18 protein-coding genes and 2 pseudogenes are annotated in these 18,620 nt (G+C 71.0%); 12 read left to right on the forward strand and 8 right to left on the reverse strand.

What is annotated here, in order from left to right:
• Positions 1 to 338: 338 nt before the first annotated feature.
• Positions 339 to 1,031: a GntR family transcriptional regulator gene (locus GV126_RS26390; protein WP_159671491.1), complete on the reverse strand. Its 693-nt coding sequence runs from the start codon at positions 1,029 to 1,031 to the stop codon at positions 339 to 341.
• A 100-nt stretch (positions 1,032 to 1,131) separates the two neighbouring features.
• Here GV126_RS26390 and GV126_RS26395 point away from each other — a divergent pair, with 100 nt between their 5' ends.
• The 3 genes and pseudogenes from GV126_RS26395 to GV126_RS26405 all read left to right on the forward strand — a co-directional run.
• A complete protein-coding gene (locus tag GV126_RS26395; RefSeq protein ID WP_159671493.1) occupies positions 1,132 to 1,665 on the forward strand; it encodes a YbhB/YbcL family Raf kinase inhibitor-like protein in 534 nt (177 codons plus the stop codon).
• A gap of 32 nt (positions 1,666 to 1,697) precedes the next feature.
• On the forward strand, positions 1,698 to 2,594 hold the full coding sequence (locus tag GV126_RS26400) for an SCO6745 family protein (protein WP_159671495.1): 897 nt from the start codon (positions 1,698 to 1,700) through the stop codon (positions 2,592 to 2,594).
• Positions 2,595 to 2,645: 51 nt separating this feature from the next.
• Positions 2,646 to 2,972 (forward strand): annotated as a pseudogene (locus GV126_RS26405) (glycosyltransferase); the annotation flags it as partial.
• 135 nt (positions 2,973 to 3,107) lie between these two features.
• On the opposite strand, the gene fmdA reads toward GV126_RS26405, so the two are convergent.
• The 5 genes from fmdA to GV126_RS26430 all read right to left on the reverse strand — a co-directional run bounded on the left by fmdA (position 3,108) and on the right by GV126_RS26430 (position 7,650).
• Complete coding sequence (gene fmdA, locus GV126_RS26410; protein WP_159671497.1) at positions 3,108 to 4,358, reverse strand: formamidase; 1,251 nt, start codon at positions 4,356 to 4,358, stop codon at positions 3,108 to 3,110.
• Between the two features lie 76 nt (positions 4,359 to 4,434).
• The gene (locus tag GV126_RS26415) at positions 4,435 to 5,067 is read right to left on the reverse strand and encodes an AmiS/UreI family transporter (protein WP_159671499.1); all 633 of its coding nucleotides are present in this window, start codon (positions 5,065 to 5,067) and stop codon (positions 4,435 to 4,437) included.
• Between the two features lie 63 nt (positions 5,068 to 5,130).
• On the reverse strand, positions 5,131 to 5,403 hold the full coding sequence (locus GV126_RS37510; RefSeq protein ID WP_159671501.1) for an FmdB family zinc ribbon protein: 273 nt from the start codon (positions 5,401 to 5,403) through the stop codon (positions 5,131 to 5,133).
• 397 nt (positions 5,404 to 5,800) lie between these two features.
• Complete coding sequence (locus GV126_RS26425; RefSeq protein WP_159671503.1) at positions 5,801 to 6,235, reverse strand: hypothetical protein; 435 nt, start codon at positions 6,233 to 6,235, stop codon at positions 5,801 to 5,803.
• 611 nt (positions 6,236 to 6,846) lie between these two features.
• Positions 6,847 to 7,650 (reverse strand): MerR family transcriptional regulator, encoded by an 804-nt coding sequence (locus GV126_RS26430; RefSeq protein WP_159671505.1) that lies wholly within the window; start codon positions 7,648 to 7,650, stop codon positions 6,847 to 6,849.
• Positions 7,651 to 7,730: 80 nt separating this feature from the next.
• Here GV126_RS26430 and GV126_RS26435 point away from each other — a divergent pair, with 80 nt between their 5' ends.
• Positions 7,731 to 8,525, forward strand: coding sequence for an SDR family oxidoreductase (locus GV126_RS26435; protein WP_159671507.1), 795 nt, complete (start codon positions 7,731 to 7,733; stop codon positions 8,523 to 8,525).
• 142 nt (positions 8,526 to 8,667) lie between these two features.
• On the opposite strand, the gene GV126_RS26440 is transcribed toward GV126_RS26435, so the two are convergent.
• A complete protein-coding gene (locus GV126_RS26440) occupies positions 8,668 to 9,576 on the reverse strand; it encodes an alpha/beta fold hydrolase (RefSeq protein WP_236570111.1) in 909 nt (302 codons plus the stop codon).
• A gap of 475 nt (positions 9,577 to 10,051) precedes the next feature.
• Between GV126_RS26440 and GV126_RS26445 the strand changes: the two genes are divergently transcribed.
• From GV126_RS26445 to GV126_RS26475, 7 genes and pseudogenes are all read left to right on the forward strand, one after another.
• Complete coding sequence (locus tag GV126_RS26445; protein WP_159671510.1) at positions 10,052 to 10,456, forward strand: STAS domain-containing protein; 405 nt, start codon at positions 10,052 to 10,054, stop codon at positions 10,454 to 10,456.
• Between the two features lie 377 nt (positions 10,457 to 10,833).
• Entirely contained in the window at positions 10,834 to 11,592 is a 759-nt protein-coding gene (locus tag GV126_RS26450; protein ID WP_159671512.1) for an SDR family NAD(P)-dependent oxidoreductase, read from the forward strand.
• A 187-nt stretch (positions 11,593 to 11,779) separates the two neighbouring features.
• Entirely contained in the window at positions 11,780 to 12,679 is a 900-nt protein-coding gene (locus tag GV126_RS26455; protein ID WP_159671513.1) for an AraC family transcriptional regulator, read from the forward strand.
• Between the two features lie 391 nt (positions 12,680 to 13,070).
• On the forward strand, positions 13,071 to 14,003 hold the full coding sequence (locus GV126_RS26460) for an LLM class flavin-dependent oxidoreductase (RefSeq protein WP_159671515.1): 933 nt from the start codon (positions 13,071 to 13,073) through the stop codon (positions 14,001 to 14,003).
• A gap of 109 nt (positions 14,004 to 14,112) precedes the next feature.
• On the forward strand, positions 14,113 to 14,595 hold the full coding sequence (locus GV126_RS26465; protein WP_236570112.1) for an MmyB family transcriptional regulator: 483 nt from the start codon (positions 14,113 to 14,115) through the stop codon (positions 14,593 to 14,595).
• A gap of 585 nt (positions 14,596 to 15,180) precedes the next feature.
• Positions 15,181 to 15,748: pseudogene (locus GV126_RS26470) on the forward strand (alcohol dehydrogenase catalytic domain-containing protein); the annotation flags it as partial.
• 222 nt (positions 15,749 to 15,970) lie between these two features.
• Positions 15,971 to 16,324, forward strand: coding sequence for a cupin domain-containing protein (locus GV126_RS26475; protein WP_236570293.1), 354 nt, complete (start codon positions 15,971 to 15,973; stop codon positions 16,322 to 16,324).
• A gap of 381 nt (positions 16,325 to 16,705) precedes the next feature.
• Here the strand turns inward: GV126_RS26475 and GV126_RS26480 are convergent, their stop codons facing one another.
• Complete coding sequence (locus tag GV126_RS26480; RefSeq protein ID WP_159671516.1) at positions 16,706 to 17,485, reverse strand: NAD(P)H-dependent oxidoreductase; 780 nt, start codon at positions 17,483 to 17,485, stop codon at positions 16,706 to 16,708.
• A gap of 142 nt (positions 17,486 to 17,627) precedes the next feature.
• Between GV126_RS26480 and GV126_RS26485 the strand changes: the two genes are divergently transcribed.
• Entirely contained in the window at positions 17,628 to 18,518 is an 891-nt protein-coding gene (locus GV126_RS26485) for a helix-turn-helix transcriptional regulator (protein WP_159671518.1), read from the forward strand.
• The last annotated feature ends 102 nt before the right edge of the window (positions 18,519 to 18,620 follow it).

Genomic DNA, 18,620 nt, shown 5'->3' on the forward strand with positions numbered 1-18,620 from the left:
ACCCGGGGCGCACCGTCGCCCGAGCGCATGACGGACCGATGCCCGTCGTACGAAGGCCGGTGCGGCAGGCGCCGAGGGCTCCGCCGGCAGCGGGGGAGGGGCGGGCGAACCCGTACACGAAGGTGTCCGCTCCCCAGGTGGCGGCCACCCGGAGCGCGGGCATCTGGCAGGCGTGGTCGCTGTCGGCTCCGCGCGGCTGTACCGGCCGGCAGCCGGACAGGACGAGAAGTGGCCGAACCTGGCGCCGGTGCTGTCGACCGGGACGATCGACTGGGACCTGATCCGCCGGCTGGGCCGTGCCAGGCCCCGAGTCCGCGGCATGATCCGCCGGACAGGCTCTAGGTGGCCTGGCCTGCATCGTCGGTCAGAGCAGCCGCGGTCAAGGTGAGGTGCTGGACCAGGACCGCGGCTGCGGTGTCCGCGTCGCGGGCCAGCACCGCCTCCTCCAGCCTGCGGTGTTCCTCGGCGCCGTCCCGGTCGGGGTTGCGGCGCGCCGACCAACGGCGGGCCAGCTCACTCGCGGTCCACAACCGGTCGAAGGTCTCCAGCAACGCGCGGTTGCCACACCCCTCCAGCAACGTGCGGTGAAAGACCCGGTGCGCCTCGGCCCAGGTGCCGGTGTAGTACTCGCCCTCCTCCGGCACGTACGCCGGAGTGCGCACGAGGCGATGGTGGGCGGCCCGCACGCGGGCCTCCCAGTCGACGTCGCCGCGCTCGATGGACATGCGCAGGACGACCGGTTCGATGGTCCGACGGGCTTCCGCGATCTCCTGCCAGCGGCGGTCGGAGAAGGACGGGACCGCGAAACCGCGGTTGGGCAGCCGGTCGGCGAGCCCCTCGCCGACCACCCGCACGAGCGCCTCGCGCACCACAGCCAGGCTCACGCCCTGCTCCCTGGCAAGCTCCTGCGGCTTGAGAGGGGCGCCGGGGGAGTAGTCCCCGCGCATGATCGCGTCCCGCAGGTGTGCGTAGACCTGCTCGGAAAGCATCTGTTTCCCCGGCCGGGTCGGGGAGTGCGCCGTCTGAGTCATGAGCCCATCCTAGACTGATCCCCTAGATAATCGATTATTCGTGTTACTGTCGATTCAGTAGCCGATGAGGGCCCCCCTCGTCCGGAAAGGAACGACCGCTGTGCCTGCCAACGACCCCTTCGCCCGCCTCCCCGAGGCGGCCTCGTTCACCGTCACCAGCACCACCGTCAGAAACGGTGCCGCCTGGCCGCCCGAGCAGCACTCCTCCGGGCTGCCCGGCGGGAAGGACATATCCCCGCAGCTGTCCTGGAGCGGCGCCCCGAACGGCACCAAGAGCTATGCCGTCACCGTCTACGACCCCGACGCCCCCACCGGGTCCGGGTTCTGGCACTGGGCGGTCGCCGACATCCCCGCCACGGTCACCGAGCTGCCCGAGGGCGCCGGCGACGACACCGGCTCGGGCCTGCCCGAGGGTGCCTACCAGTTGCCCAACGACGCCCGCGCGGCCCGCTACATCGGCGCCGCCCCGCCGGCCGGCCACGGCCCGCACCGCTACTTCGTCGTGGTGCACGCCCTCGACATCCCCTCGGCAGGCGTCCCGGCCGACGCCACCCCGGCCGTCCTCGGCTTCACCATGTCCGGTCACACCCTCGGACGCGCAGTGCTGATCGCCACTGCCGAAACACCCGCCTGACAGCGCCCCCGACTCCCGGAGACACCACCGCCATGCACCTCGACGCCATTCCCGGCTCCGCCCGTACCGGCGGCAGCCCCATGGACCTGAACGCCGTCCGCGACGTCAGCGACGCCGTCAGCGCCGCCCACCTGTTCATCTATCTTGTCCCCGAGACCGCCGAGGAGGCGGCCGAGCTCGGCGTGACCGACCGCGGGCCGGCGTATCTGGCCTTCCGGTCGGCCGCGATGGGCGCGGTTCCGTGGCAGGTCACGCTCGCGGCCTTTTACAACTTCAGCCCGCGGGCAGTGCGGGCCATGGCGGGCGTATGGGACGCCGCGCCGCCGGAGCGGTGGCAGGCCGCCCGCTTCCTGGCCGCCGGCCGGGCGATGCGGCGCGTCAACGTCCAGCTCAGCGATGACCACCTTGCCGAGGCGCGCTCGCTGATCGACGCGGTCGTCGCCGCTGCCGACTGTGCCGGCAAGGTGCTGGCTGCCGCGAACGCATCGGTCCCGCTTCCGTCCGATCCCCTTGTCGCACTGTGGCAGCAGATCACCGTGGCACGCGAGTGGCGCGGCGCCGCCCATCTCGTCGTACCCGCCGACAACGGCCTGGGGCCGTGCGACTGCCTCGTCCTGCACCCCGCAACCGGCCGCCTCCCCGCAGCTCTCGCGCGAGCGACCCGCCAGTGGGACGACGAGGAGTGGAGCGCGGCGACGGGACGCCTCGCCGCGCGCGGCTGGCTCGACTCCCACGGCGTTGTCACCGACGCCGGCAGGGCGGCACGCGAGCGCATCGAAGTGGAGACAGACGAGCACTGCGCCGCGCTATGGGCACCGATCGGCAACGCAGGCGCCCGCCGCTTCGCCTCGCTCATCGCGCCGATCACCGACGCGTTCACCGCGGCAGGGACGTTCCAGGCCGTCCGCGGACAGTCTGATCTCGCATGAACGGTCTGTTGCGCGAGCAAGTTGCTCGACGCTCGGGCAGGAACTCGACTCGCCCTGCTCTTTCCACGGCCGGCTGCGGTGGTCCACCACGGCGGGGCGGGGACCTCGGCCGCCGCGCTGCGCGCCGGCGTGCCCGCGGTCCCCGTGCCGGTGACCGCGGACCAGCCGTTCCGGGCGCGGCGACTGGCCGCTCTGGGCGCCGTCACCGACCCGATACCCTTCCGGTCCCTGACCGCCGAACGGCTTGCCGACTCACTGGACCGCGTGGTGAAGCAGCAGGGGTACAGCCGTGCCGCCGGACGAGCGGCGCAGCACCTGCGGAGCGAGGACGGAGCGGGTCAGGCACTCAAGGCGGTCCAGCGGCTGCCCGGTGGATGACGCCGACCCGGACTGCTCCTGCTGAACAGTGCCCTCGCCGGATACCACGGTGTCGTCCGACTGCGCCCCGTCCGCGCCGCTCGCCGTTCACGGCTCACCGCACGCCTCTCACCGCACGGCGCTCCCGGTGCGAGGTCATCCCGAGGTCACAGCGCACTTGCCCCGGTCGGCGCTCTTCGGGCCTTCGGCCGTGGGACGGACGTCGAAGTCGAAGATCCCGGTGGGCACGTAGAGGGTGCAGCAGGCGTTGGGGATGTCCACGATGCCGCTGATGCGTCCCTCCACGGGGGCGGAACCGAGGAGCAGGTAGGCCTGTTCGCCGGAGTAGCCGAACCTCTTGAAGTACTCGATGGCATTGAGGCAGGCCCGGCGATAGGCCAGCGTCGCGTCCATGTAGTAGTTCGTGTCGGTGTCGTGGTCGACGGATACGCCCACGAAGCTCATGAACTCCGTGTACCGCGGCTCGACGTTGCCCGGCATGAACACAGGGTTGGTGGAGATGCCGTACTTCTCCATGCCCCCCTTGATCAGGTCGACGTGAAGGTCGATGAAGCCGCCCATCTCGATGGCGCCGCAGAAAGTGATCTCTCCGTCGCCCTGGCTGAAATGGAGGTCGCCCATCGACAGCTTGGCGCCCGGCACGTAGACGGGGAAGAAGACCCTGCCTCCGCGGGTGAAGTTCTTGATGTCCTGGTTGCCGCCGTTCTCCCGCCCGGGCACGGTGCGCGCGCCTTCCGCGCAGATGCGCTGGGCGTCCTCTCCGCCGGCGGTGCCGGCCAGCGCATGGTCGGCCGTCGGCGGCAGGCCCAGCGGCGGGACGCGCTCGGGGTCGGTGTCGATCAGTGCCTGCTCGCGGCGGTTCCACCGCGCGAGCATGTCCGCGGACGGAGCGGTGCCGATGAGCCCGGGATGGGTGATGCCGGTGTAGCGGATACCGGGAAGGTGCCGTGAGGTGACCTGCTGGCCGTGCATGTCCCAGACCGCCTTGTAGGCGTCCGGGAAGTAGTCGGTGAGGAAACCGCCGGCGTTGTTCTTCGCGAAGATCCCGGTGTAGCCCCAGCCTTGTCCCGGAGCGTCGCCCTTCTGCTGGGGGACCGGGCCGATGTCGAGGATGTCCACGACGAGGAGGTCGCCGGGCTCCGCGCCTTCCACGCCTATGGGTCCGCTGAGCATGTGGGCGTGGGTGAGGTCGACGTCGCGCACGTCGTTGGCGGAGTCGTTGTTGCCGATCTGCGCGTCGGTCCAGTCCCGGGTCTCGACACGGAACTCGTCGCCGGGCCGCACCGTGGCGGCGGTGGGCACGTCGGGGTGCCACCGGTTGTGCCCGGGAACGCTCTGGTCGCGCATGGACTTGGACTGGTCGACGCTGAAGATGACTTCTGGCATGGCAGATACCTTTCGTGACGGCGCGCGGCTTGGCTGTGTCGGACAAGTGCGGTGGTGGACACGGCCTGAGCGGCGTTCAGCCGCCCTGTGCGTCCGCGGTGTTCGCGGCGTCCGGGGATGGGCCGCCCCGACGAGTGATCGGCCACAGGCATCCGAAGACGACCACGGCGAAGACCCCCAGTGCGACGGCTGCCTCGGTGGGGTGCGTCCAGTAGCCGCAGAGCAGCAGGAACGCGGGGATCGCGCCGGTGACCCAGCCCTGGATGGCGGTCACCCAGCCCGTGTACGAGGTCAGCGCTTCGCGTTTGAGCCCGAGCAGCAGGTAGAACAGGAACCAGAGGAAGGCCCAGTAGAGCCAGATGACCCCGAAGGACGGGTCTCCCAGCAGGTGGAAGTTCGCGAACGAGTAGCCCAGCGCGGCGATGGCCACGAACAGTGAGAAGTAGCCGACGCCGGTGGTGTCGAGGCCGGCGAGCAGGCCGATCCCCACATACAGGTAGGTGAACCCGAACAGGTAGAGTCCCGAGGCCGACAGGATCTGATGGGTGTCACCCTGAGCGGTCATGATCAGGTAGGTCGGGGTGATCACCTGAAGTGTTCCGACGAAGAGGTTGAACACCGCCCCGGCCTTGGCCTCGACCTTGCCGAGAAGGAGCAGTCCGTTCAGGAAGAGAACGGCCCCCACGTACAGCAGCCCCGCATTGCCCATGGTGATGCACACCTCCCTGCGGTGCGGCGGGCGACGGCCCTGGCGTCCGGCATCGCGGACGTCTCAGGACCGCGGCAGACGTGCCAGGTGAGAAGGCCGCGACGCGGGTGGGGGCGGTGCCTGCCTTCGGACCACGTCCGGCACCTCGCGGCTTCGCTCGTCCCGCTCGCGCAACGCGGCCACGGACGCCGGCGTGAACGCCAGGCCGGGCGGCGAGTAGACACGTTTCGCGCTGCCGCCGCAGGTGGGGCAGGCGTGTGTGTGGGGGGCGCTTCCCATCGCGAGCCGTTTCTCGAACCGGCCGCAACAGGGGCAGGCGTATTCGTACATGGGCATCGGCCACCTCCGGTCCGCCGCCGCGCTCGGGCCGACCAGTGCTCACCGCGGAAGTGATCTCGACGGTGGAACGACCCGGTCCGAGGAGTCCCTCGGGTCTGAGGAGTCACCGCTTCGACGTCCGCCCCGGCTCGTTGCCGCGGCACGCGTGCGACGTGAAAACTCCCCTCCTTCGAAGGAACGCCTCAACGGCCGCTTCCGCAACTGGAGCCCCACGGCAACCGGGGAAGCGCACCGGTGACCCGTACGTGCACCCTCGACCGTGCGGTGCCGTCCGGCCGTACCGCCATGCCTGCCACAGGACCGGCGGGTCCCACGCCGCCGGACCGTGACGGCTGCCGCAGTGCCGGCGGGCCGACGGCGCCGGACCGCGACGGCTGCCGGAGGGTCGGCGGGTCTACGCCGCCGGTTCGCCGCCGATGACGCACGCCCGGCACGGCGGCCGGCCGCAGATGCACTGGGTGATCGCGTCCAGGACGTCATGATCGTGGTACAGGCAGGTGTCGCGGCAGGTGTGCCGGGGAATGAAGCCCGCCTCGATCTCGTCGGGCCACGGCTCGTCGCCCTCGCGGCAGCGCACGAACCGCTCGGGGTCACGGGAGTGGAGCGCGTGCAGGTTCCCACGTGCCGCGTTCTCGAGGCCACGCACCTTCGCGAGCAGGTCGCTCACCTCGGCGCTCAGGCCGGAGTACCGCTCGTCACCCGTCCGCACGAAGGCGGCCCGGAGGGCCATCACCGCGTTGCCCAAAAAGCGCCCCGCGTCCTGGATATCCGTGACGTGGTGCAGCTGGATTCCCGTGACACCGCGGACGTAGACGGCATCCTCACTCATCGTCCCACCTTCCGTGACCAGACCCTCGTGAAGGCAAGGTCGTCGCGTCAAAACATGGATGACTGGATTTATAGAGAATATGGGTCGATAAAGGGCGATATCTATGTGTCCTTCCCCACCTGCACTACCCCCGAGGCTCGGCAGGCGCCCGCGGCCACCGATGTCGACACCCCGTGGTGGAGCGTGAACGAACCACCGCTCGCGGGTGTTTCGGCCGGCTGCATCCTGCCCGGTGCGGCGAGTCTCGGGTGCAGTTCGCCCGGTGGCGCTTGAGACCCGATTCACAGCCGACCGCGCCCCACGGGCTGGCCGGAAACGCTGAGGGAAACGCGGCAGAACGACCTTGGATGAGCGTGATGGGCGTCACAGAATTGCTCGTGCTGTCGGCCGTGTCGACGCGGAAAGCCATGCGGGCGAGAAACAGAAGGCAGCGCATTCACCGGCTTCATTCCTGCCCTTGGCCCGTCCCCAGTCGCGACGGCCGGGGACCGGGCGGGCGTCCTGCCCCCGGCCATGCCGACAGGGCCCGTACGGTCGGTTTCGGCATAGGCAAGAACGGCAGGGGTGCGCCACCCCGCCGCATTCCCGGACCCGCCCGCCGAGCGGGGTGCTCAGGCCGCGCCGGCGACGCGGAACACCGGCCAGCCGATCTCCGTGCGCCACTCGGCGGCAGCCGGGGTGTCGCGCGGGCCGGTGAGGTAGGTCTCGCGGACCGGCCCGGCCACGGCGAGGGCATGGTCCGCCACCCACCTGCCGAGCTCGCCGTAGGTCACGTCGATCGTGTCGTGCGGGCCCACGTGCACGGCGACCGCGAGTTCCGCCGCCGGCAGTTCCACGGTCCGGATCCGTCCCACGGCCGGCACCGGCGCGTCCACCGGCACGTGAACGAGCACGTGCCCCCGCCCTTCGCTGAACAAGGCGTTGTCGTAGAGCCCGCCCGCGGGGCCCGACGGCTCGCGGACGACCGCGTCGAGCTCGGCCATCGCCCCCGCGTACCAGTCGAGCACGTCCGCGTGGGCCACGGTGTCCTGCACCGCGGCCACATGCTGTACGGGCACCCGGCGCAGCTCGACGGTGACACCGGCCGGCTCGGGGCGCAGCAGCCGCCGCAACGACGCCACGGCCGCCTGGGTACGCGCCAACCGGTCCTCCAGCCGCCGCAGGTGTGCGGCCACGAGGGCCGCACGCGCGGCCGGGTCCGCAGTGCGGAGGATGTCCCGGACGTCCGCGAGCGGCACGTCGAGCTCCCGGAGCCTGGCGATCACCTGTGCGGCCGGGATCTGGGCCGCGTCGTAGTACCGGTAGCCGCTCGACGGGTCGACGTGGGCAGGCTCCAGCAACCCCGCCTCGTGGTAGCGGCGCAGGGTACGGATGCTCAGGTGGGTCATCTGCGCGAACTCGCCGATCGTCAGCACGCCATTCAGTGTGCACTCTCCCCCAGGGGGAGGGTCGAGGGCTTGACCCGGTCGCGGCGGGAGACCGCAGCGTCACGGGCATGACCAGCACGACATCTGTTTCCCGGGAACTCCAGGGGCGCCGCGCCCTCGTCACCGGCGCCGGCCGAGGCACCGGCGCCGCCATCACGGCACGTCTGCGCGCGGCCGGCGCCACCGTGCTCGCCACGGCGCGCACAGCCCCCCGGTCCGGCACCCACGAGCGGTGGTTCGTCACCGCCGACATGACGTCGCCCGAGGGCATCGACACCGTCGTCTCGGCCGTGCGTGAGCGGCTCGGCACACTGGACGTCCTCGTGCACACCCTCGGCGGGTCCCACGCGCCGGCCGGGGGGTTCGCCGCCCTCACCGACGAGCACTGGCAGGACGAGCGCGCCCTGAACCTGCTGGCCGCGGTACGGCTGGACCGTGCGCTGCTGCCGACGATGCGCGACGCGGGCCGCGGCGCCGTCGTCCACGTCTCGTCCATCCAGCGCCGGATGCCCCTCCCCGAGGCCACGCTCGGCTACGCCGCCGCCAAGGCCGCGTTGACCACCTACAGCAAGGGCCTCGCCCGCGAACTGGCCCCGCACGCAGTGCGCGTCAACGTCGTCTCCCCGGGCGCGATCGAGACGGAGGCGGCTACGGCCCTCGTCACCCGCATCGCCCGGTCGCAGGGCATCGACCACGCCGCGGCCTGGGACCAGGTCCTGGCGTCGCTCGGCGGGATCCCCCTCGGCCGTCCGGCACGCCCCGAAGAGGTGGCCGAACTCGTCGCCTTCCTCGTCTCCGATCGGGCCGGTGCCATCACCGGCGCCGAACACACCATCGACGGCGGCACCGTACCCACCCTCTAGGCACACCCGGCCCGGCGAGGAAAACGGTGTCCTCCTCACTGCGCACCCCGGCGCGCCGTGGTGTGTTCCGGGACGTGCCGCAGGTGGCGAAGGGGCGCACGCAAGGTGACATGGGCGACCGTCCCGTCGGCGGGGCGGTCCGTCAGCGCCGGGCGGGCTGCGGCCGTCGGCCGAGAAGGAGGACCGCGCCGCCGGCGGGGAGGAGAGCGGCGGCGAGGGCGCCGAGCGCCAGGGTGTGCCCCTTCGGCAGACCGGTGCCGGTGTTCGCCAGCTTCGGAACGGAGCCGCCCGCGGCCGCGGTGGCACCCTGGACGATCAGGTCGGCCACGGCATCAGGGCGGGCGATGAGGGACACGTGGCAGGAGTCGATCTCCTTCGTGTGGGAGTGGGCCCGTTGGGCCTCGAAGCGCTCCGGCTGAGGGCTGATGGTCCTGTCCTGCCGTCCCACCAGGGCCCAGGACGGTATCTCCTTCCAGGCCGCGACCTTGGCCGTCTCGCTGAACGCGGCCGTGGCGGCGGGGCGTTGGGTGACGGACAACAGGTTCGCCTGGTCCGCGGACAGGCAGTTGGCGAACACCGGGTGGACCCTGTCCCGCTTGAGGTACAGATCGGTGCCGCTGCCGCCGGTGGTCCGGTAGGGCACGGAGGTCGTGGCCGTGGCCAGAGCACTGGGGAAGCGAGCGGACAGCGACATGCCGCTCTCACCGACGTCGGGCATCAGCGCGTTGATGTACACCAGCGATTTCACCTGCGGGTTTCCCGCCGCGGCCGTGCTGATGACGGCACCGCCGTAGGAGTGGCCCACCAGCACGATCGGGCCCTTGACCGTCTTCAGGACGGAGGCGATGTACGCGGAGTCGCTGTACAGGCCGCGCAGCGGATTGGCCGGCGCCATCACCGTGTAGCCACGGTGCTGCAGGCGCTCGATCACACCGTTCCAGCTGGAGCCGTCGGCGAAGGCGCCGTGCACCAGGACGACGGTCGGCTGGGCGGCACGCGGAGCACCGTCCGCCGTCACCGGCGCCGTGGTCACGGCGCACAGAGCGGTCACCGCGCTCCCTGCCGTCACCGCGCGCAACACTCTGCTTCGGTTCAGTGAGCCGCGTATCGCAGGTCCCGTCATGTCGGCCTCGCTTCGCTTCTGGGGAGGGTCCGCGGAACCCCAGCGTTCACGCGACCGGCCCCGCCGGCCCACCGGTGGCGTCCGACCGGGTGACGTCGGCCTACCTCTCCGACAGCGGCAGCGACGCCGCCGCCGTCTCCGCCCTGCTCTGCCCTGCTCTGCTCTGCTCTGCGAGGAGATCGGCGAGCGACTCGAGCACGATCTCGCCGCCCGCCGGTACGGTCGGCGCTCCCTCGGGGACACGGCCCGGCGGACGGTGTGGCCGCACGCCCTTTGCTCAGCGTGTCCGTCCGGTGCGCGTCATGATGGAGACAGGCGGCATCTGCACCCAGCACAGACATCGGCGGGTGTGCAACGCGTCGCAGGGGGCCTGGCACCGTCCAGAGCCGAGGAGGGATGGGCCATGCGCTGGACCATCGCCCGTACCGACCAGATCGCCGTCAGCTGCGACACGGCCAACGGCTGGACCGTCGTCGAGGTCGACGGCGACGTCGATGTCCACACCCACGCCACGCTCCGCCAGGCGGTCATCCGGCTGCTCGGCGAAGGACACCGCAACTTCGTCCTCGATCTGTGCTTCGTGCCCTTCCTGGACTCCATGGGCCTGGGCACCATCGTCGCGATCACCAAACGCATCAAGGCGCGCGAAGGCTCGCTGCGCATCACCTGTCCCTCGGCCCGGATGGCCCGGGTCTTCGTCCACGGCGGCCTGAGCAACGCTTACGAGTTCTACGACTCGCCCCAGGAGGCCACCGAGCAGGCGCCGACGGTCGACGGCCTGGCCTATTGGCCCGGGCCCATCCGCTGAACGGAGACGCACCCGGGCACCAGGACGAGGCGTGCGGCGGCCTGTGCCCCTCGACGACCACGCGCCCGGCCACGCCGTCGATGAGCAGAAGTGGGCGTACGGCGTCGGTTTCGACACGTCTGCCTCGTGCGCGACGGCGTCCACACCGGTGGCCCCGCGGTTCGAGGTCAGGACACGCCAAGTCGGTGCGGACCGGGACACGAGGCGGTTCGAGGGCCCGCCGGACGGCCCCCGGTAGGGAAGGGCGGGAGGGCAGCAGGATCGGGCAAGAGATCGGGAGGATCTTTCTGTTCGTGAGGACGGCGGCGCGGTTGCCTTGAGGTGTCACGTTCCCGCACGGAGCCTTCAGGGCTCCGTGGAGCCAGGAGGCACAACAGATGAAGGTAGCCGTCGTCACCGGCGCCAGTTCCGGCATCGGCCAGAGTGCGGCCGTCCAGATCGCCAAGCGGGGGTCCGGCGTCATCCTGACCTACAGTTCCAACGAGCAGGGCGCCAAGGACACCGTCCGCGAGATCGAGGAGTCGGGCGGCACCGCCGCGGCGCTGCGCCTGGACATCGGTGACACGGCCGGCTTTCCCGCCTTCCGCGAGGCCGTGGCCGAGACCCTGCACGAGACCTTCCGGCGGGACTCCTTCGACCATCTGGTCAACAACGCGGGTTTCGCCGGGATGGCGTTGATCGAGGAGACCACGGAGCAGGAATTCGACAAGCTCGCCGCAGGCCTGTTCAAGGGGCCGTTCTTCCTCACGCAGACCCTGCTGCCGCTGCTGGCCGACGGCGGTGCCGTCGTCAACGTGACCAGCAACTCGACTCTGCCGCAGGTGACCGTGTCCGGCTACTCCGTCTACGCGGCACTCAAGGGCGCCATGGTGGTCCTGACCCGGTACATGGCCAAGGAGTTCAGCACCCGCGGCATCCGGGTCAACTCCGTCGCCCCCGGCGCCACCCGCACCCGTTTCGCCGACGACGCGTTCGCGAAGAACCCGGAGATCATTCCGGACCTGGCGAAGACGTTCGCGCTCGGGCGGGTCGGCGAACCCGACGACATCGGCATGGTCATCGCGATGCTCCTCTCCGAGGAGGGGCGTTGGATCACCGGCCAGGACATCGAAGTCTCGGGTGGCCAGAACCTCTGACAAGCACCCGCGACGCACACGTGCGGGCGCGGCTGCCCGGGCGCCGAAGGACGCTGCCGCCGCCTGGTGGGCCCTCGCGTGCCACCGGTCGGGGCCGCGCCACTTGCTGTCACGTACGCCGTGGCGCCCCTGCCTGATCCTGCTGAGACAGGACAGGCCGAGGTTGGACGGTGCAAGACTGAAAGGCATGCCGTTGGACGAGATGTGTGCGCTGCTGGACCGGCATGCACGCCCCGATCTGTCCACAGCGATCGACGGCGTTCAGGCCTGCAGATTCGACCAGCGCAGCGCACCTGGGGCGGGCATGTCCGGCACCGTGCTGGCGGTCATCGCCCAGGGCGGCAAGCGTCTCGCCCTGGGTGAACGCCTGTACGAGTACCGGGCCGGTCAGTACCTGGTGACCTCGGTCGATCTCCCCGTCACCGGCCACGTCATCGACACCGGGCAACCCACCCTCGGCTTCGGTATGACCCTCGACCCCGCCGACATCGCTCAGTTGCTCCTGGACGCCGACCCGCGCGACCTGCCTGCTCCGGCACTCACCGCGCCCGCCGGCATCGCGGTCAGCCAGGCCTCCCCGGAGATGCTGGATGCCATCGTCCGGCTGCTGCGCCTGCTGGACCGGCCCGCTGACCGCAAGATCCTCGCCCCGCTGGTCAAGCGGGAGATCCTCTGGCACCTGCTGCGCGGCGAGCAGGGCCCCGCCATCCGGCAGCTCGGCCTGGCGGACAGCGGACTGGCCCACATCCGCCGGGCGGTCCGGCAGATCCGGGAGCACTACGCGGAGTCGTTCCGAGTCGAAGACCTCGCACGGACAGCGGGCATGAGCGTGTCCGCGTTCCACCGCAACTTCCACGCCGTGACCGGTATGAGCCCCGTCCAGTTCCTCAAGCGCATCCGCCTCCAGGAAGCCCGGCTGCTCCTGGCCCGCCACCCGTCCGACGTCACCGGCGTCGGACACACCGTCGGCTACGCAAGCGCCTCACAGTTCAGCCGCGAGTACCGCCGAATGTTCGGCACATCACCCAGCAAGGACGTGGCCCGTCTGCGGGCCGAACCATCTGTATCCGCCGCGGCCCTGCCCTGAGGGCCGGCGGTCCTGTTCGACGTCGCTCGGCTTCTCCTCAGGGACGCGACGCCTACCGAGGGCGTCGGCAGCCGGCCGCCGCATCTGCGTGGCACCGACTCCGTCTCGCTGATCACGGAGGTCTGCGGAGGTGGACCGACGTCACCCTCTGTCGTGCCGACGCAGACGCCTGGCCGACGCCCATCGTCGTGCGGTCGATGCCCAACTCGCCCGCCGCTTTCAGTCGAGACGGCCTGTCATGCCCGCCGAGGACGGTGAGAACGGGCGATGCGTCACGCGTCATGGCCAGTGCGTATGTCGAGCTGATAGTCAGCAATACTGATGATCCGCTACGGTGATGGTGGTGCCGCCGTCCACGGCGGCGCGTCGACTCGAAGGGCGCGTGGCAACCATGTCTGACCAGGACCTCCCCTCCGTAGCATTCGGGATCAAGACCACCCCGATGCGGGTCCGCTACGAGGACATCCTCCGCGTGTGGCAGGAAGCCGACGACCTGCCCGAAATCGCGGACGCCTGGCTCTGGGACCACCTCATGCCGATCGCCGGCCCGAAGGACGGGCAGATCCTCGAAGGGTGGACGCTGTTGAGCGCCCTGGCCGCCAGGCCCCGGCGGCTGCGCCTGGGCCTGCTCGTGACGAGCAATCGGATCCGGCCGCCCGCCGTCCTCGGCAAAATCGCCACAACAGTCGACGTGATCTCCGGAGGCCGCCTGATCATGGGCCTCGGCGTGGGCGGCACCGTCCAGCCACCCGACGCGGGCGGCATCGCCGGCGAGAACCCGGCCGTCGCGGAGTACGCGGCCTACGGCCTCGCGCTCGTCCCGCCCGCCGAGGGCATCGCCCGCCTGGAGGAGACCCTCACCATCCTCCGCGGCATGTGGACGCAGGACGTCTTCGACTGCCACGGGCGCTACTACACCCTGACCGGCAACCGCAACGAGCCGAAACCTGTCCAGCGGCCAGGCCCGCCCCTGCTGATCGGCGGCTGGGGGAACAGGACGCTCCGCCTGGTCGCCGAGCATGCCGACATCTGGAACATCCCCGGACCGCCGCACAACACGCTGGACTACATCACCGAGCGCAGTGCCGTTCTGGACGGCCACTGCGCAGCCGTCGGCCGTGATCCGCGGACGCTCACCCGCTCCGTCCAGTACATCGTCTCCTACGACGACCCGGCCGCCGACCGCAAGGCCATCACGGAGCTCATCGCCGCAGGCGTGACGCACGTCGTGCTGAGCCTGCGGAGCCCCTATCCTCCACAGGCCGCGCGATGGCTCGTCGACCAGATCATCACGCCGGTGCGCAGCGCAACCGGAGCATGCTGATGACAGGGCCCTCCACCACCCGGCAATCCGACTGCTTGCTGCCCAGGCCACCTTGGTGTCTGCCCTGCCGACACACACTACGTGTGAGCTTTATGTGTCACACGAGGTGATGCTGCTGCCGACTCCGCACGCTCGGATCAGCGGGCCCGTGGACGACGGCTGTGCGCTCGTCGACGGCGCCCGCCCGCCTCCCACGGCGACGTCGGCCGGGGCCCTGGGTCACCGGTCGGCGATGTGCGGGCGGTCGGTGTACCCGGACTGGGACACCGTCGCCGACCAGCAGGCCGCGGCCCTCAAACAGGGACCGGGGCGGACCGATGTGCATGTCGGCGAGCTGATGGACGAATTGACGGTGTCCTGCGGGGAACCCTTCGCCGGCCGGCTGCGCACGCTGCCGGGGCTGCCGCGGGCGAACGGGGTGGTGCGCATGGTCCACCCACACGTGGGCGAGGTGCGGCTGGCGTACGAGGCGCGCGAGCTGCCCGCCGACGACGACCAGCATCTCGTCGTCCACCTCCCGGCCGACGACGCGAGCGCCGCCGCGCTGGACCGCCTCACCGGCCGCCGCTCCGGGGCCGTTCGCGCGGTCTGAGCGTTACGTCGGCGACCGCGTCGACGAGCCGACCGCCGTTCGCCCGTCGGCCGCCTGGAAGGGGAGGGGCGGCGGACTCCCGTACGGCGAGCGGGCCCGGCTAACCCGGGGCGACTCCACATCCCGGCCGACCAGGACTCGCGGCCCGGTACGTCCGCCATGCGCGGGACTTCGGCCCCTGCCGCATTCAAGCCGGAGAGACATCCGCCGATCGAGCGCGTCGCACGTGGACCGCAGACGGTGTTGGAGGACATGCGGGGGCCGGCCCGGACGGTGCCCGCTTCCTGTTCCCCAGGGAAGGCCGGGTCTACGGGGCTGCTCCGTCGGCACCTCCAGAACACAGGCGGCGGCCTGATTACCGCCTACCGCCAGGATCCTCGTCCTGAAGAACTGGCGCGCGTCCGAGCTGTCACACACGCAGGGGCCACCTCGTCTCCCCGTCGAGTACGCGGAACGGGCGATGCAGGAAGACGCTGTAACAGGTGAGATCGATCATGCGGCACGGCATACATCCACCTGCAGCCGCCCTGAGGCCTGTGCGCGAGCGGGCTGTCCGCTCGGGTCGCCTTCTGCAGTAAGGACCTCATGCACGCCATCACGGTGCGAGACCGTAACGCCGTCTCGCAGGGACGTCCATGACAGGCATGTCCTGCCCTCGTACGGCCGAGCACGACGTCGTCGTGCGCGTGCAGGCCGCCGCTTTCACCCGCGGCGAGCTGGACTGGGCCGCCACGTGGACCGATCGCGCCGGCCGCGGCCGGACGCCGGGCGCCGGACACGAGCTGTCCGGTGTCGTCGTAGAACCGGGGTACGCCACCACCGGCCTGCGCCCCGGACAGCCGGTGTTCGGCCTCGCCGACCGGACCCGTAACGACACGCTCGCCGAGTACACCGCAGTGGAGGCACGCGGCCTCGCTCCGCCACCGGCGGCCATCGACCACACTGCGGCCGCCCGCACCACCGATCACCGGGCCTGACCGCCCGGCAGGGCGCCTTCGACCACGGTCGTCTCGCCAGGGGCCAGACCCTCCTGCTCCATGGCGCCGCGGGCGGCGTCGGCTCGATCGCGGTACAGCGCGCCCGCAAGGCCGACGCCCGCGTCGTCGGTGCCGGCCGGGGCCGGGCACGCGCCCTCGGCATCGACACCGCGGCCGCCCGCCGAAGCACCCTCCGCCTTCGTTCCCGGCAAGCGCACCCCGGACAAAACGATCATCCGCCGCACGAAAGACTGAACAGGAGACCGCTCATGATGGGAATCCGCATCACCGGTGGCTTGCTGGCCGTCGCCACGCTGACCGCGGCCACGGCCTGCTCGACCTCCGGCCGGCCCACCCACGCCAGGGGGACGACCGCAGTCGTGGCATCGCCTGCGGCCATGGCATCGAACCGCCCCACCGAGACCGTCACGCAGCTGCTCCAGCAGGCCCTTCCGAACGTGAAGGGCAAGACGTTCACCTCGGAGATCGTCGACTTCCCGCCCAAAGCCCGCGCGGTGCCTCACCGGCACGGCCAGGCGTTCGTCTACGCCTACGTCCTGGAAGGCACCGTGCGCAGCCAGCTCGCCGGCCGGCCCGTGACCACCTACCACCAGGGCGACAACTGGGTCGAGCCGCCGGGCGCCCACCATCTCCTCACGGAGAACACCAGCCCGACCGAACGGGCCAGGCTCCTGGTCGTCTTCGTTTCCAACACCGGAGACAAGCTCAAGATCGACGACCAGGCGTCATAGCCCGGGCACGCAGCCGGCCGCGCCGCCCTGCCCAACGTTCATCGGCAGCGAGGTCGGCCGGCTGCCCGGGACGGGGAAGGCCGTGCGGACGCGGGCGGCGGAAATCGCCGCCCTGACCGCCGCCCGGCCCGACGGCGACCGGCGCGCATGCGCGTGGTGGACGGCGGCGCCGGAGGCCGGCCTGCCGCCCGGCACGGTGAGCAACATGGCCCGCACCGCGTTCCTCGACGAATCGGCTCATGACCTGTTCCCACGGGAAGCACAGGTCAGGTGCCCAGGACCGAGAACAAGCAGTCGGCCGCGCCGGCCGCCACCATTGCCACGGTCTCCGCTCCGCTCCTCGGTTTCGCACCCCCGGCTCGCCCTGTCCACGGCGGCCGGTCAGCTGCGGACGTGCAGCCCGAAACCCGTGCGGCCCGCGGGCTCCAGTCCCTCCTTCAGCTGCAACGAGGGGATCTCGTAGTCGCCGAAGTTCTGCCGCCGGAATGCGATCGGCTCGGTCGTCTCCAGGGTGAGCAGACGCTGCTCCCAGGCCTTGGCGACGTCCGGGTAATCCTCGCTGGTCATCCGGTCGGCGCCGTACAGCACGAACGGCGGCAGCACCTCGATGCCCGGGTAGTAGAGGATGCCATGGTGGATGGGGAACAGCAGATCGTCGATGGGGCCGTTGATCCCGCGAGCGGCGTAGTGCGACTCCGGCCCGCCGACCGTCACCGACAGCAGAGCCCTCCTGCCCGCGAGGGTGCCTTCGCCGAAGCGCTCGCCGTATTTGGTGTCGCTGTGCTCGCCGACGCCGTACGCGAAGTGGGAGGTGAAGACGCGGTCCACCCAGCCCTTGAGGATCGCGGGCATCGAGTACCACCACAGGGGGAACTGGAAGATGATCGTGTCGGCCCACAGCAGCTTCTCCTGCTCGGCGAGGACGTCCGGGGTGAGCGTCCCGGTGTCGAAGGCCCGGCCCGAGTCCCGGACGACCTTCAGCGGGTGTGAGGCGTGGGGGCCGTAGTCCGCGGCGTCCACGACCGCCTTCCAGTTCATCGCGTACAGATCGCTCACCCGCACCTCGTGTCCGGCACTCCTCAACGTGGACACCGCGAGGTCCTTCAGCGAGCCGTTGAGCGACTTCGGCTCCGGGTGGGCATAGACGATCAGCGTCTTCATGGGAAGGAACTCCTTCGGATCGGATGCCTTCGATCCTGGACGCCGCGGAGCTCGGCGTTCAGGGGCTCCGGTTCCGTCGGACGGGACTTCCTGGTACCGGCAGGACCACCCTCACGGGCTTCGCCGAGGCCATACTGAAGGCATGGACGATCTAGCGGGTTTCCTGCGGACCCGGCGTTCCCGAGTCGACCCGGCGGCCGTCGGCATCCCCACCGACAGCCGCCGCCGGGTCGAAGGGCTGCGCCGCGAGGAGGTCGCGCACCTGTCCGGGGTCAGCGTCGACTACTACGTGCGCCTGGAGCAGGGCCGCGCGACCCAGCCCTCCGAGCAGGTGCTCGATGCCCTCGCCCGCGTCCTCGGCCTCGACGAGACCGAACGGGGGCCCCTGTCCCGGCCCGCCCGGCAGCGCCGCCGCCGCGCGAAGGCACGGGGCGGACGAGTCCGGCCCGAGCTGCTGCGCGTCCTCGCCCTGGTCGCCGACGGTCCCGCGCTGATCATGACCCACCGCCTGGACGTGCTCGCCGGGAACCGCCTCGCCGGGCTCCTCTACGGCCGGCCCCTGCCGGGCCTGAACACCGCACGGCACCTCTTCCTCGAGGAGGCCGAGCGCGGCCTCTACGCGGACTGGGAGAGCTGCACGCTGGACGTGGTCGGGCACCTGCGCCTGGCCGCCGGCAAGTACCCCGAGGATCCCCGTCTGGCCTCACTCATCGGTGAACTGGCGATGGGCAGCGAGCGCTTCCGCCGCCTGTGGGCCCGCGCGGACGTGCGCGCCCGCACCTACGGACGCAAGGCGTATCGGCATCCGCTGGTCGGACTGTTGGAACTGCACCAGGAGAACTTCGTCCTGCCGAGCGAACCGGGCATGGAGCTGGTGGTGCTGTCCGCGGCCCCCGGCAGCCCCGCCGAGGACGGGCTGCGCCTGCTCGCGGGCCTGGGCGAGCCCGACGGTGACGCGCGTTCCCCAGTGAACGCTCACGTCCGTGAGCAACTCGACGACGCCCGTCCATCGTCCGGAACGCCGCACCGCTGACGGCTTTCCGCTCGCCGAACGCGGCCCGGATGATGCGGGCGGAGGTCGGCGAACGGAGGCCCTGCCTTCCCGGCGTTGCGGGGAAGGCAGGGCGCCGGGCGC

The organism is Streptomyces mexicanus (genome assembly GCF_902506575.1).
Classification (GTDB): Bacteria; Actinomycetota; Actinomycetes; order Streptomycetales; family Streptomycetaceae; genus Streptomyces; species Streptomyces mexicanus.